This window comes from Arenibacter certesii DSM 19833 (assembly GCF_000429545.1).
Classification (GTDB): Bacteria; Bacteroidota; Bacteroidia; order Flavobacteriales; family Flavobacteriaceae; genus Arenibacter; species Arenibacter certesii.
This window is the reverse complement of the sequence record NZ_AUCB01000019.1, coordinates 60,986-75,856: the sequence shown is the minus strand read 5'-3', so window position 1 is coordinate 75,856 and position 14,871 is coordinate 60,986. Positions and strand designations below refer to the sequence as shown.

Annotated in this window: 11 protein-coding genes and 1 riboswitch; all 11 genes read right to left on the bottom strand. The window is 38.6% G+C overall.

What is annotated here, in order from left to right:
• Positions 1 to 124 precede the first annotated feature (124 nt).
• Positions 125 to 275: riboswitch (SAM riboswitch) on the bottom strand.
• 182 nt (positions 276 to 457) lie between these two features.
• The gene (locus tag G466_RS0111340) at positions 458 to 1,522 is read right to left on the bottom strand and encodes an NAD(P)/FAD-dependent oxidoreductase (RefSeq protein ID WP_026813775.1); all 1,065 of its coding nucleotides are present in this window, start codon (positions 1,520 to 1,522) and stop codon (positions 458 to 460) included.
• A gap of 27 nt (positions 1,523 to 1,549) precedes the next feature.
• The gene (gene cobA, locus G466_RS21845; RefSeq protein WP_051315619.1) at positions 1,550 to 2,416 is read right to left on the bottom strand and encodes a uroporphyrinogen-III C-methyltransferase; all 867 of its coding nucleotides are present in this window, start codon (positions 2,414 to 2,416) and stop codon (positions 1,550 to 1,552) included.
• A gap of 4 nt (positions 2,417 to 2,420) precedes the next feature.
• Positions 2,421 to 4,511, bottom strand: coding sequence for a HEPN domain-containing protein (locus G466_RS0111330; protein WP_026813774.1), 2,091 nt, complete (start codon positions 4,509 to 4,511; stop codon positions 2,421 to 2,423).
• Between the two features lie 115 nt (positions 4,512 to 4,626).
• Positions 4,627 to 5,874: a sulfate adenylyltransferase subunit 1 gene (locus tag G466_RS0111325; RefSeq protein WP_026813773.1), complete on the bottom strand. Its 1,248-nt coding sequence runs from the start codon at positions 5,872 to 5,874 to the stop codon at positions 4,627 to 4,629.
• Positions 5,875 to 5,912: 38 nt separating this feature from the next.
• Positions 5,913 to 6,815, bottom strand: a complete 903-nt coding sequence (cysD, locus tag G466_RS0111320; protein WP_026813772.1) for a sulfate adenylyltransferase subunit CysD — start codon at positions 6,813 to 6,815, stop codon at positions 5,913 to 5,915.
• A 119-nt stretch (positions 6,816 to 6,934) separates the two neighbouring features.
• Entirely contained in the window at positions 6,935 to 7,558 is a 624-nt protein-coding gene (locus G466_RS0111315; RefSeq protein WP_026813771.1) for a phosphoadenosine phosphosulfate reductase domain-containing protein, read from the bottom strand.
• A gap of 36 nt (positions 7,559 to 7,594) precedes the next feature.
• Entirely contained in the window at positions 7,595 to 7,858 is a 264-nt protein-coding gene (locus tag G466_RS0111310) for a DUF2061 domain-containing protein (protein WP_026813770.1), read from the bottom strand.
• A gap of 222 nt (positions 7,859 to 8,080) precedes the next feature.
• The gene (locus G466_RS0111305; RefSeq protein WP_026813769.1) at positions 8,081 to 8,491 is read right to left on the bottom strand and encodes an RrF2 family transcriptional regulator; all 411 of its coding nucleotides are present in this window, start codon (positions 8,489 to 8,491) and stop codon (positions 8,081 to 8,083) included.
• A gap of 87 nt (positions 8,492 to 8,578) precedes the next feature.
• Complete coding sequence (locus G466_RS0111300; protein WP_026813768.1) at positions 8,579 to 9,751, bottom strand: trans-sulfuration enzyme family protein; 1,173 nt, start codon at positions 9,749 to 9,751, stop codon at positions 8,579 to 8,581.
• Positions 9,752 to 9,969: 218 nt separating this feature from the next.
• Positions 9,970 to 13,356 carry a bifunctional aspartate kinase/homoserine dehydrogenase I gene (gene thrA / locus G466_RS0111295; protein WP_026813767.1) on the bottom strand — a complete coding sequence of 1,129 codons (3,387 nt, stop codon included), beginning with the start codon at positions 13,354 to 13,356 and terminating at the stop codon, positions 9,970 to 9,972.
• 138 nt (positions 13,357 to 13,494) lie between these two features.
• Positions 13,495 to 14,787, bottom strand: coding sequence for an O-acetylhomoserine aminocarboxypropyltransferase/cysteine synthase family protein (locus G466_RS0111290; RefSeq protein WP_026813766.1), 1,293 nt, complete (start codon positions 14,785 to 14,787; stop codon positions 13,495 to 13,497).
• Between the last annotated feature and the right edge of the window lie 84 nt (positions 14,788 to 14,871).

Sequence of the window (14,871 nt, the reverse complement as noted above, 5' to 3'; positions counted from 1 at the left end):
CCCATTTTCTTAGGAACTAAGAATGTATTCCACCTTCTATTCACCACAGTCTACACCATGATAAAAATGCATTGGAATAGTACGTAATCAAGTAAGGAGGAGTTTAGGGCGAAGGCCTTTCTTTCCGTTATCTATTCCGAATTTAAAACGGATACTATCGTCTTTCGTACGGATTAGAACGTAGCACCTTCTTTATACTTCCAAAAAGATTGGGAAAAAACAAAGGGTTGCTAAGGCTTCATTGGGTCTAGTCCCTCCGCCTTTCTTGATAACGTTTTCAAATTGATAATGAACAAAGTACAAAGTAACATAACAGTATCTGCAAAAACAAGGAAAGGTCTACTTTTTTTGAGCTATATGTGTATCTATAGAACTATAAAATCCCGTTGAATTTTAATATTCCAACGGGATTTATTTTGGTCCTCTAAAACCCTCTTTATTCAAGGGAATTATTGGTTTAAGCCAATATACTTTGCACCACTTCTTTTTTGGCCTCCTTTTTACTCCCGTCAAAGCCTTCCACTCCACCTACGGTAGTGTATTTCATTACATAACGTTTCCCTGGATTGATCAATTGGTAGGCACTTTGACACATAACCGCAGCTTCGTGAAAACCAGATAAAATCAATTTTAGTTTACCAGGGTAGGTATTTACATCTCCTATGGCATACACTCCAGGAATATTGGTCTGATAATCATAGGCGTTGTTTACCTTAATGGCGTTCTTTTCAATTTCTAACCCCCAATCTCCAATAGGACCTAATTTAGGCGACAATCCGAACAGAGGAATAAAGAAATCTGTTTCTACATAGGTTTCCCCTTTCCCCTCATCATTGTGCTTTACCACAACTGCTTCCAAATGATCATCACCATAAAGGCGGACCACTTCGGCTTGGGTAAATAATTTTATTTTTCCCAATTTTGCCAATTCTGCTGCTTTTTCTACAGAATCCAGCGCCCCCCTAAATTCGTCCCTCCTATGCACTAGGGAAACTTCGGAAGCTACATCCGCAAGAAAAATAGCCCAATCCAGTGCAGAATCGCCTCCCCCAGAAATCACTACTTTTTTATCACGATATACCTCTGGATCTTTTATCATATAGACTACGCCCTTATCCTCAAAATCAACCAAAGAGGGAATTAATGGTTTCCTAGGCTCAAAAGAACCTAATCCTCCAGCAATAACCACTACAGGAGCATGATGCTTAGTTCCTTTGTTGGTCGTAACAATAAAGGAACCATCATCCAATTTATCCAAAGTTTGTGCTCTTTCGCCCAGAGTAAAACCTGGCTCGAAAGGAGCTATCTGTTGCATAAGATTTTTCACAAGATCTCCTGCTAAAATCTCTGGGAAAGCGGGGATATCATAAATGGGTTTTTTGGGATATATTTCTGAGCATTGTCCACCGGGTTGTGGCAATGCGTCTATTAGATGCGTTTTTAATTTTAATAGTCCTGCTTCAAAAACGGTGAATAAACCTGTTGGTCCAGCTCCTATTATTAGTATATCTGTCGTTATCATCCTTTTTTGTTTAAATTTAGTTTTAGATTAAGCCAAAAGTGCTGCATAATCCAATGCATCTTTTGCCGAGTCTTGTTGGTGTTGCGAGTTACTTATTATGTTTTGGGCATGTTCCATTACTATGGACCGGTGTCTTACCACCTCACCTATAATAATGATTGCCGGATTGCTCAATTCTTTTTTGGCAACTATATCTTTAATCGTCCCTATGGTGCCCATTCCAACCTTTTCATTTTTACAGGTACCGTTTTGAATTATGGCTATCGGGAGTTCTATTTTACCCTCTTCTTTAAACAAATCCACAATCTCAGACAACTTACTCATTCCCATCAAAATAACTACAGTAGCGCTAGATTTGGCTGCCAAAGCCACTTCTGCGGACAACTTATGATCTTTGGTAGTCCCTGTGATTACCCAAAAGCTTTCCGAAGCCCCTCTTTTAGTCACCGGAATATTTTGGGAAGCTGGCACAGCCATTGAAGAGGAGATTCCTGGAACCATAGCTACCTTGAGTCCTTTACTGGCCGCGTATTCCATTTCTTCGGCACCTCTTCCAAAAACAAAAGGGTCACCACCTTTTAGCCTCACCACATGTCCATGTGTTAAAGCCCTGCTTACAATAAGTTCATTAATTTGATCTTGCTGATAAGCATAACACCCTTTTCTTTTCCCTACAAAAATATGCTCGGCATCAGGGGCATATTCCAGCAAGGAAGTATCTACAAGGGCGTCATAAAGAACTACATTAGCAGCTTTCAAAACTTTTATTGCCTTAAGCGTAATAAGTTCTACATCGCCTGGTCCCGCTCCTACTACCGTTAATTTTCCAATTCTCTTGGAACCTTCATGAGTCGAGGTATCTATATCCGTTGTTGTTTCTATTTTTCTTGTCATGATCTTAGGCTGTTGTCAGTTCCAATTGTCTATACGCTTCCACTCCACTTAAAAAAGTTTCCGCATCTTTTAAATACGCTTTGGCAAAAGCTTCTGTTGGTGCATTTTCTTTTAGCTGAAGTACAGTTTTCTCAAATCCTTTCTCTAGCTTAAATTTCCCTGTGGCTACAAACAACCTATCAAAATCCTTAATTATACTGATATGCGTATTCACTTTGGTTTTTTCTGATGTCAAAAGTGCTTTTGCGGTGTTCACCATGGAGGAATAGGAATGATAGATACTTGCCGCCCATTTTTCTTCTTCCAAATTTAATTTTGCCGTTTCCAGTTTTTCCTGACTGTCAAATAATAGGGTCGCAATTAAATCGATTACCACTCCTGCACATTCTCCTACTCCAATAGCTTGTTCATACTTTTCCGTATTGCCCCAATCAATAAAATCTGAGGAGGTAAGATCATCCAAATTGGATAACGGCTTTAAAAAGTCATAGAAATACATTTGCCCCTTTTCTTCGTAATAATCTACGAAGGACTGTCCTTCGCCATTTTCATCAAAATCATCTAAAATTAAACGTAGTGCTTGAGGTCCTCTTTTACTTGGAATTTTTATTACTTTATCTGCATAACGACCATTACCATTACCTAAATTACCTCCGCCCAATAACACTTGTAATGCTGGAGCCACTAATTTATCTTTGGTTCTGATAGACATTCCTTGGAATCCTATATTGGCCATATTATGTTGTCCACAGGCATTCATACACCCGCTTATTTTTATAATCACATCTGGATTATCAATATAATGTGGATACTCTGCCTTAATCACCTGCTCCAATTTTTCGGCAATTCCCGTGCTACTTGCAATTCCCAAGTTACAGGTATCGGTTCCAGGACAGGCGGTAATATCTACCGCTGAATTGTACCCAACTTCTACAAAACCGAGTTTTTTAAGCTCCTGATAAAAGAAAGGTAGTAAAGACTTCTTTACATAAGGTATCAATATATTTTGGCGCAAGGTCATTCTGAATTCACCAGCTGCATATTTCTCGACTAAATCTGCTAACTGCCTTGCTTTATCTATGTAAAAATCTCCCAACAAGACTTTAATTCCGATCGCCACATACCCTTTCTGTTTCTGTGGCACTAAATTAGTTGATTTCCAAAGTTCAAAATTGTTTGGATCTTCTATGATCACCTCAGGAACCTCCGCCTCTGAAACAATAACTTTTGGATATGAATCTGCATCAATTTCATAGGATTTGAATGGAATTGCCAACTGCTCTTCTTCCAATAATGTTTTAAATCCGTCCAAACCAACATCCTTCAGCAAGAATTTCATTCTTGCCTTAGCGCGACTTTTGCGTTCCCCATAGCGATCAAAAACGCGCACTACACCATCCATTAAGGGAATAATCTGGTCTGCTGGCAAGAAAGAATACATTTCATCGGCATGCCTTGGTTGGGAACCCAGACCACCGCCCAACATCACTTTAAATCCCCTTATACCATTTTCAATTTTAGCGATGAAACCAAGATCATGCATATAAGAAAGACCGGTATCCGCATCCGAAGCGGAAAAAGAAACCTTAAACTTTCTTCCCATCTCCTGACTTATGGGGTTTCTTAAAAAGTACTGAAACAAAGCATGGGCATAGGGAGAAACATCAAAAGGTTCGTTTACATCTATACCTGCCGTTTCGCTGGCCGTTACATTACGTACCGTATTACCGCAAGCTTCACGTATGGTAATAGCATCCCTTTCTAACTGGGCCCATAGTTCTGGAGTTCGATTAATATCTACATAATGGATTTGAATATCTTGTCGTGTAGTTATATGCAAACGTCCAGTAGAATATTCTTCGGAAACCTCACAAATTCTTCTTAGCTGCTGGGAAGAAACCTTTCCATAAGGTAACTTAATTCTAATCATTTGGACCCCTGGTTGCCTCTGGCCATAAATTCCCCGGGCTAAACGTAGACTACGGAACTTTTCCTCGTCTAGCTTTCCTCCATTAAATTCATGGATTTTTTCGGCTAGGGCAATGATGTCCTTTTCTACTACCGGATTTTCCAATTCTGTCCTGAAACTTTGCATGATCCTAAATTTATATATTCAAATAATTAATATTTTCAATATTACTGTTATCCTATAGACTTAATAGATTTATGAGACAACAACTTCGACCTTGAGATTAGGCTTAGAGTAACAGTTACTCAATAAACCCTACCCCCGCCGTATTGTTGGTCTGATTATCTATAAGGATGAAAGAGCCATTGGTACGGTGCTCCTTAAAGGTATCGTAGAAAATAGGCTTGTTCAATCTAAATGTTACCTGCGCAATATCATTCATTGCCAAACCACTTACTTCGGTATCTACACCCGAATAGTCAGGTTTTATTTTGTGATGGATATTCTCTACTTTGGCCAATACTTTATTCACTCCGTGCTGTAATACGTATTTATTACCAAGGTTTAAGTTTTGGGAATCCATCCAAGAAACCGTCGCTGTAAATTGTTTATCTATTGTAGGCAAGTCACCAACTTTTACCAACATATCTCCCCTACTCACATTCACCTCATCTTCCAAGGTTATGGTTACGGAAGACCTTCTTGTAGCGGTTTGGTACTTCTTATCATAGAAGTAAATCTCTTTTATTTTAGATCTGGTCATAGATGGCAAAACTACCACTTCGTCCCCCACGCTTAATTCACCTCCATAAACCTTTCCTGCAAACCCTCTAAAGTCGTGAAATTCTTCTGTTTTAGGTCGAATTACATATTGTACCGGAAATCTTGGTGTACCCACATTGTACACATCCTCCTTATCCAAGTCTTCAAAATGCTCCAGCAAGGTCTGCCCTTTATACCATGGCATATTAATAGAAGGATTCACCACATTATCGCCTTTTAGCGCACTAACAGGAATAAAGGTGATCTTCTGATCCTGATAATCACGTTTCCCCATCAATTCTTCAAAATCGGCCTTAATTTCTTGGTAGCGTTCCTCTGAAAAATCCACCAAATCCATCTTATTGATCGCCACGATTACCTCTTTAATCCTTAAAAGATTATTGATAAAGAAGTGTCTATTAGTCTGATCTATCACCCCTTTTCTTGCATCTATCAAGATAATTGCGGCCTGCGATGTAGAGGCTCCAGTAACCATGTTTCTAGTATACTCCAAATGACCAGGAGTATCCGCTATTATATAACTCTTAGTTGGGGTGGAAAAATAGATATGTGCCACATCAATAGTAATCCCTTGTTCTCTCTCTGCCACCAGTCCGTCAGTGACCAAGGAGAAATCCAAATAATCGTATCCTTTTTGTTTACTGGTTTTTTCAATTGCTTCCAACTTATCGTCAGTAAGCGATTTTGTATCGTACAACAAACGTCCAATAAGGGTGCTTTTCCCGTCATCTACGCTTCCCGCTGTTGCTATTTTTAGTACTTCCATTTTTTAGTATTATGTATTGAGTATTTAGTGTCGAGGGCTTAAAAGTATCCTTGTTGCTTTCTTTTTTCCATTGCAGCCTCGGATCGTTTATCATCTATTCTGGCCCCGCGTTCCGAAATCTTGGACGCTCTAATTTCTCCTACCACTTTTTCTATGGTATCCGCATCAGAAAGCACGGCTGCGGTACAGCTCATATCCCCCACTGTTCTAAAGCGAACCATTCTTTCTTCCACTACTTCATCTTCGGCACGGAAAACCACGTCATCCTCAGCTGACCATATAAAGCCATCTCTTAAAAATATTTTTCGCTTATGAGCAAAATAAATAGACGGTATCTCTATAGCTTCTTTCTGGATATAGCTCCAAACATCCAATTCTGTCCAGTTGCTTATAGGAAATACCCTAACATTTTGGCCCAGCTCAATTTGCCCATTCAGCATATCGAATACTTCTGGACGTTGGTTTTTTTCGTCCCATTGACCAAAATCATCACGTACCGAAAATATACGTTCTTTAGCGCGTGCTTTTTCCTCGTCCCTTCTAGCCCCACCTATACAAGCATCAAACTTAAATTCTTCAATAGCATCCAACAAGGTGGTAGTCTGCAGGATATTCCTACTGGCGTACTTCCCTGATTCTTCTACTACCTTCCCTTGATCTATGGAATCTTGTACATTTCTCACTATCAATTCCAAATCCAGTTCTTGCACCAATTTATCTCTAAAGGCAATAGTTTCAGGGAAATTATGCCCTGTGTCTATATGCATTAGTGGAAATGGGATTTTGGCAGGATAAAATGCTTTTTGCGCCAACCTAACCAAGGTAATGGAGTCCTTACCTCCTGAAAAAAGTAGAACAGGCCTTTCAAATTGGGCAGCTACTTCTCTAAAAATGTAGATTGCCTCATTCTCCAAGTCGTTATTTCTAAGAGCCCCAAGCACCTTAGATTGCTCAACGTCTAATACTGTGTCCAAATCTGTTTCTATTATGCTCAAAATAATATTGTTAAATGTTTGATTCTAAATCTTTAAAAATACAATCAACCGTTATTAATATTTTATTAGGTATGCAACCCACATTCTCTGTGCTCCAACACTTTGGTTGGATCAAAGTACTTATGTTCATTGGGGAGGTTTCTCAAATTTAAATACCCATCCAACTGAATATCGCTATAATGATAAAACGGGCTAACTTTTAAAACACCATCCCTACTTAGACTTAGGATATCCAAAGAATCCCTAAGAGCTGTCTGCCCCTTTCTTAGATTGGTAAACCAAACATCGGGTCTATGCTCATTCATTGCTCTTTTAAAGGGCTCTAGTTTCACTTGTTCAGTAAAGAGGGCGTGTCTTGGATCGTCTATACCAGGAATCCCCATAATAGCATCCCTATGTGCAGATGTTTGTTTTGGAACGTATAATTTAATATTCAAATGCAATCTATCTATCAATTCCTCTGCATGCCTATAAGTATGCGGTGTATTATATCCAGTATCGCACCAGATTACCGGGATATCAGCATCTACCTCAGTAACGGCATTGAGAATAGCTACCTCATAAGGTCTAAAGTTAGTTGTCACCACAGGTCTTTCTGCATATTGTATTGCCCATGAAATGATCTCTGCTGGCGGTATTCCCTTAAATTGCAGATTTAATTTATGTAGTTGCTCCTCTGTAAATGCCATGGTCTAGTTGTTTTAACCCTTATTATCTTTTCTATATTACTTCCCCCATTGGATTTTATTCCAAATTCTTTCATGAAAAAAATATAATATCATCTTGGTAAAAAGTTCTACCACTCCAATTGAAAATGCCACCGTAAGCTCACCTGTTACTACCCATGATATTAACATGGTATCCAAGGTACCGATCAACCTCCAGCTAATGGATTTAGCAATACTCCGCTTGGGATTTTCTGATCCCTTATCTACTTTATAACTTTTTGTAACCGTCTTATTACTGGCTATTAATTGTTCTGCAATCATGTGCAAAAAAGTATTTCTTATTATCCTATCGATTTAATAGGCTAAGCAAATGTAAAATTATTTTTTAGATTGAAAACTTAAAATCCAGAAAAATTTTACTATTAACCTATAGTTTTAGTAGATTATTAAAAATGAGACATAGAAATTATAGATATTGCATTCCAAATAAGGAACCAAACCTTTATTACTTCTCAATCAATCGATTTGTATAGGAAACCCTAATTACGGCACTAGATCGGCCAGGGTATTGTTTTTGTACACTTCCAAGGCGCTATCCCTTACCTGAAGCATTAACATATGTACAGAACAACTTGCCTCATCCGGACAGTCGCTACATTTTTCGTAGAAATTTAGGCTAACGCAGGGCACCATCGCAATAGGGCCTTCCAAAACGCGCATCACCACGGTCATAGGAATATCTTTGGGCTCCTTAATAAGGTAGTAGCCACCACCCTTTCCTTTTTTTGAACCAAGAAGCCCAGATTTTCTTAGGGTAAGAAGAATACTCTCCAAAAATTTTCGCGAAATGTTCTCCTGTTTCGCAATTTCTGAAATTTGCACGGGCTGACGCCCCTTTTGAGACGCTAGAAACGTAAGGGCCTTTAATCCGTATTTAGTTTTTTTGGAAAGCATGAGGCGAAGATAAGGAAAATTGGATATTTTAATTGGTAAAAATTTAAGCACCAAAATATCCAGCTATCCTGCAAGTTGAAAATGCTATTAACTAGCCAAAGCCTGTTCAATATCCGCAATAATATCATCTATATGCTCCAGACCCACAGACACCCTTACCATTCCATCTGTAATACCTGTTGCCATCCTGTCTTTAGTAGACAGTTTGCTATGCGTTGTAGATGCAGGATGAGTAACTATACTCCTTGCATCTCCGAGGTTAGCAGACAAAGAAAGCATTTTTATAGCATCAAAAAATCTACGCCCTGCCGCTACTCCACCATCCACTTCAAATGCCACAACACAACCACCCGCTTTCATTTGCCGTTTGGCAATTTCATATTGGGGATGCGATTTTAAAAATGGGTACTTTACCCAATTTACCTTTGGATGTCCCTCTAAAAAGTCAGCTAACTTCAGTGCGTTTTCACAATGTTTGTCCACTCTGAGCGATAGTGTTTCCAAACTCTTAGAGAGTACCCAAGCATTAAAGGGTGATAAAGATGGTCCTGTAATCCTAGAAAATCGATATACTTTATCTACCAATTCTGCGCTTCCCACCGTAATTCCAGCCAAAACCCTACCTTGTCCATCCATTAATTTTGTGCCTGAATGTATTACCAAATCTGCCCCAAATTTTATGGGCTGCTGTAAATAGGGGGATGCAAAACAATTATCTACTATAAAAATAAGATTATGTTTTTTCGCAATCTTGCCCAACACGTCCAAATCTATAACATCTACGCCTGGATTGGTGGGAGTTTCGGCATAAAGAATTTTAGTTTTCGAGGTAACCAGCTCATCTATTTTATCTAGCTCATCAATCTGAAAATAACTATGATCAATATTCCACTTAGGAAAAACCTGATCAAACAGGCTATGGGTAGATCCAAAAATATTTCTGGATGAAATAATATGGTCCCCGCTATTTAATAAAGCTGCAAAAGTGGAGAATACCGCTGCCATTCCTGAAGCAAAGGCGAAGCCGTTCTCCGCACCTTCCATTTTACAAACTTTATTTATGAACTCTGTGGAATTGGGATTCCCATATCTAGAGTAAATATCACGATCTTTCTCCTCCGCAAAAGAGGCTCGCATATCTTCGGCATCTTCAAACACAAAACTAGAGGTCAGGTATAGGGGAGTGGAATGCTCTAAAAACTGACTCCTTTCTGTTTGGGTCCGTATTGCCTCTGTTTCAAATTTATGTTGATTCGCCATAATTTTATTTTTTCTTTTTCTATGCTAATATCTCCTCTTCCCTAACCGCTTTGGACTATAATCTGCTCAACAACCAAGTTAGCGTAGGAAATTATTGATAGCAGATTCGAAACGTGTATTCAATTAACCTCCTATCAACCACACCCAATATCGACTACGACTCCCTAACGGAAGGCAAGCTCAATTTCCGTAATACTAATGGCTAAAAGGTGTCTAACCTACCCTTTATCTGCTATTCGTAATATATCACCAAAAACACCTCTAGCAGTTACAGCGGCACCTGCACCAGCACCCTGGATTACCAATGGATGTTCTCCATAAGATTCGGTATATATTTCAATGATAGAATCGGAACCCTTAATCTGACCCAAGGCACTCTCCTTTGGTACTGAAACTAACTTTACATCTAATTTCCCCTTCTCCTTTTGCAAGTCTCCAGAAAGATCGCCAACATATCTCAAAACATGTCCAGGCTTTTGTGCTGCTTTAATAGCACTGAATTTCTCATCCAAAACAGACAACTGGTCCAAAAACTCGTTCACTGATCCCTTTTGCAAGGCTTCAGGAATAAGGTTTTCAATATTTATATCGGAGAACTCATTACTTAAGTCGAGCTCCCTTGCCAATATCAATAATTTTCTACCCACATCATTCCCAGAAAGGTCTTCTCGTGGATCAGGCTCGGTAAATCCTTGATCCATTGCTTCCTTTAAAATAGTCGAAAAAAGGGCTTCTTTCTCCGAAAAAGTATTAAAAATATAGCTTAAGGACCCAGAGAACACGCCTTTTATCCCAGTGATATTTTCACCAGAAAGATGCAACAGTTTAATAGTATCAATAAGTGGTAATCCTGCTCCCACGTTGGTTTCGTATAGATATTGTTTTTGATTTCTCTCCAACTCTTCCCTCAATAGCTGATAGTAATCAAAACTAAGGGTGTTGGCTATTTTATTGGATGAGACCAAATCAAACCCATTCTTTACCAAATCAACATAAAAGCTTACAAATTCTTCATTAGCGGTATTATCTACTGCTATAAGGTTTTCCAAGTGGTTATCCTTCGCATATTTAATAACATCCTCTAACTTATAAGGAACGGCCTTAGAATCCATAGAAGTTTTCCATTGTTTGGAAACCCCTTTTTTGTTTAGCAACACCTTTTGGGAATTGGCAACTGCAAAAATATTTAGGTGAATTCCTTTCCTCTTCTCTATAGATGTATTGGATTTCAAAATTTGGTCTATAAGCGTCCCTCCAACGTTCCCATGACCAAAAATTGCGATGTTCACTTTTTTACTGATTCCAAAAATCTGACCGTGCATTACATTCAATGCTTTATGCAAATCTGATTTTTTCACCACTAAACTCACGTTTTTACCAGAAATAGTGTTATTGAAAAGAAGGGGTACTATCTGGTTTTTAATCAAAGCATTGTACGGTTTATGGAATGTACTCAAGTCCTGACCTACAATTGAAATCACAGAAACCTGATCTACCAAAGTGATATTATTTATATCCTGAAGTTTAAAATCGGTTTGGAACTCTTCTTCCAAGGACGATTTTGCTAACGCAGCGTTCTTCGCATCCACCACCAATCCGATACCTCTTTCCGAAGATCCCTGCGAAATAATACTAACACTTATATTGTTGTTCCCTAAAGTCCTGAAAATACGGGCATCTACCCCTACTTTACCTAACAGACCACGTCCTTCCAAATTAATCATGGCCATGTTTTCTATAACAGAAAGTGACTTTATTCCTTCCTTACTAGTTTTAGCACTGATCAAAGTTCCCTCAGTATCGTTGTTAAAAGTATTAAGAATCCTGAGCGGAATATTTTTCTCAATTAATGGAATAATCGTTTTCGCATGTAAAATAGTGGCACCAAAATTAGCCAACTCATTGGCTTCACCATAAGAGAGCTGCTCTATACGTTGTGCTTCGGCCACCAAATCTGGGTTAGCCGTAAATATCCCATCAACATGGGTGTAATTTTGTAGTTCTTCCGCATTTAAATAATTGGCCAATAAAGCCGCAGAATAGTTACTGCCGTTCCTTCCTAAGGTCGTAGTTTCATTTAATTCGTTAGATCCAATAAAGCCAGTAGCAATAGATACGATATCTTCATCCTGATCCGCAAATTCCCGTATAACATTTTCTTTAGATAGGGAGTCAAGCACTTTTGCATCCCCAAAATTGCTATCGGTCTTTATTAACTTTCGGGTATCTACAAATCTGGCTTTTATTCCTTTGTCCAATAAAATTTGAGTCAATAATTTGGCTGATAAAATTTCACCGCAGGCCAATACCTGATCTTTTATCTTAAGACTATAATCCCCCAAAATAGCCACTCCTTCAAATAGTTTCTTCAAGCCCTTTATCTCTTCGGAAGTGTCTATATTGGTAAACTGGTGCTTTTGATATTTTTCAAATTCCTTTAAATCTTTACTATATTCAACACCTCTAGCCGCCTTATCCAAAATACTTTCTAGTTCATCCGTTGCTTTATTCCTTGCCGAGACCACTACCGCCATATTCTCACCTGCCGCCACCTTTCCAGAAATTATTCGAACAACAGAATCCAAACCTTCTCCATTTGCCAAGGATTTACCTCCAAACTTTAGAACTTTAATCTTTTTAGACCTACCATTTAGATCGAAGATTCCTTTTAGCAGTTCTTCCATCTGCTTAAATTCGATTAAGAACGCATCGTGGCCATGAAGGGACTGAATTTCTCCATAGGTTACATTACTGTTAGCTTGTGCTAATTTTTTAAAGGTATCCTTGTTCTCCCTTGCAGTAAAAAACAGATCGGAATCTACCCCAATGATATGGATATTGGTATTGCTGTTTTGCAAAGCTTCAAAAGCTTCCTCACCATTACGGGTAATATCTATGGTCTTCAGCAATTGGTTCATTAATTTATAAGCCGACAGCTGAAAACGTTCCTGTAATTTATTACCATGATGCGTTAACCAACTCTCCACATTAAATACGTTAAGTTCCTCGTTGGTACTCCTTTTAAAACGCTCTTTAAAAGATTCTGGAGTTCTATAACATAACATGGCATGCATACGGGCATCATGTACTGGCTGTTTTGAATTGATCAAAAACTGCTCTTGTATTTGGCAGTTACCAATTAACCAATCTGTAGATTTCCAATCGGATGCGACAGGAATTAAATGCTCTATTAAGTTAGGATCTAGAGCTGCCATTTCCCAAGCAATACCTCCACCCAAAGAACCGCCTATTAACGCATAAAGTCGATTTATCTTTAAGGCCTCCAAGCCCAGAAGAAATATTCTAGCAATATCCCTTGCTACAAATTCCTTATAATTATCAATAACAAATCCGTCATACCCATTCCCTGGAATATTAAAAGATAGTATTGTATATTTCTTTGTATTGATACACTTTCCATCCCCAATGAGCGTTTTCCACCATCCCTGTTCCCCAGCAACATTAGAATTTCCGGTCAAGGCATGGTTTACCATTATTATTGGCGCCGTATGCAATGGGAGTCCAAATAACTCATAAGACAAATTAATATCCAATTTGTATCCGCTATCGGTAACGTAATCCTGAATCGAAAGTTGATGTAGCATAAACTAAGGTTGAAAGTAAAATTTCTAAATAAAGCAATTTCGGAAGTTTTAAAAAAAGGGAGCGCTTTGCCATTAGACAATTACATAAGCGCTCCTTAACTTCCATTTATATTATATATAATTTCGGATGGTTAAATATTAAACCAAATGTGATTTATCGATTACGGCAAATGCCTGCTCCAAATCCGCTTTTATGTCTTCTAGGTCTTCCAATCCTACACAAATACGTATTAGATCTTTGGTAACCCCAGTGGTTTGTTGCGCATTGTCATCCAATTGCTGATGAGTGGTACTTGCTGGATGGATAATAAGTGATTTGGTATCTCCAATATTGGCTAGAAGAGAAAATAGTTTTGTCTCGTCCACAACTTTCTTGGCCGACTCATATCCTCCTTTTACCCCAAAAGTGATAATTCCACTTTGTCCTTTAGGGAGATACTCTTGTGCAAGCTTGTAGTAAGGACTTGATGGTAGTCCTGGATAATTCACCCAAGCTACTTCTTCCCTATCCTGAAGCCATTTTGCAACGGCCAAAGCATTTTCGCTGTGTTTTTTTATTCTAATTTCTAGCGTTTCCAACCCTTGGATAATCTGGAATGCATTAAATGGACTTAGCGCGGCACCAAGATCCCTTAACCCTTCTATCCTCACCTTGGCAATGAATGCAGCAGCACCCAATACGTCATGATATACCAATCCATGATACCCTGGAGATGGTTCTGTAAACTCAGGGAACTTACCACTGCTCCAATCAAAAGTTCCAGCATCCACGATTACTCCCCCCATAGATGTTCCATTTCCGTTAATGTATTTTGTAAGGGAATGGATCACTATATTGGCACCATGATCTATTGGCTTTACCAAAGCACTCGTTGCTACGGTATTATCTACAATAAACGGGATTTTGGCATTTTTAGCTACCTTGGAAATCGCTTTTAAGTCCAACACATCTAATTTTGGATTCCCTAAAGACTCCACAAAAATGGCACGGGTATTCTCCTTTATAGCTTTGCTAAAGTTCTCCTCATCTCCTGGATCTACAAAAGTGGTAGTAATCCCAAATCTAGGTAAAGTAACCGCTAACAGATTATAAGTACCTCCGTATAGACTGCTAGATGCCACAATATGATCCCCTGTCTTTAACAACACCAACAAGGCGGTAGAAATAGCAGCAGTACCAGATGCGGTGACTACACTTCCGATTCCACCCTCCAAAGCAGCTAAACGCTTTTCCAAGATATCATTAGTAGGATTATTTAATCTTGTATAAATAAATCCTGGTTCGGAAAGATTAAATCTACCAGCTGCATTGTCTGTATTATCAAAAACATACGCCGTATTCTGATAAATCGGTACAGCTCTTGTTCCTGCGGTTAAATTGGTATCGTGACCAGCGTGTAACGCGTTAGTTGCAAATTTTTGATTACTCATGATTCTTTTGTTTTTTATTAAATTATTAAATTATTAAATAAAAATCCAAAGCAAATAAAGCGGACAATGCCTTATTATAAAATC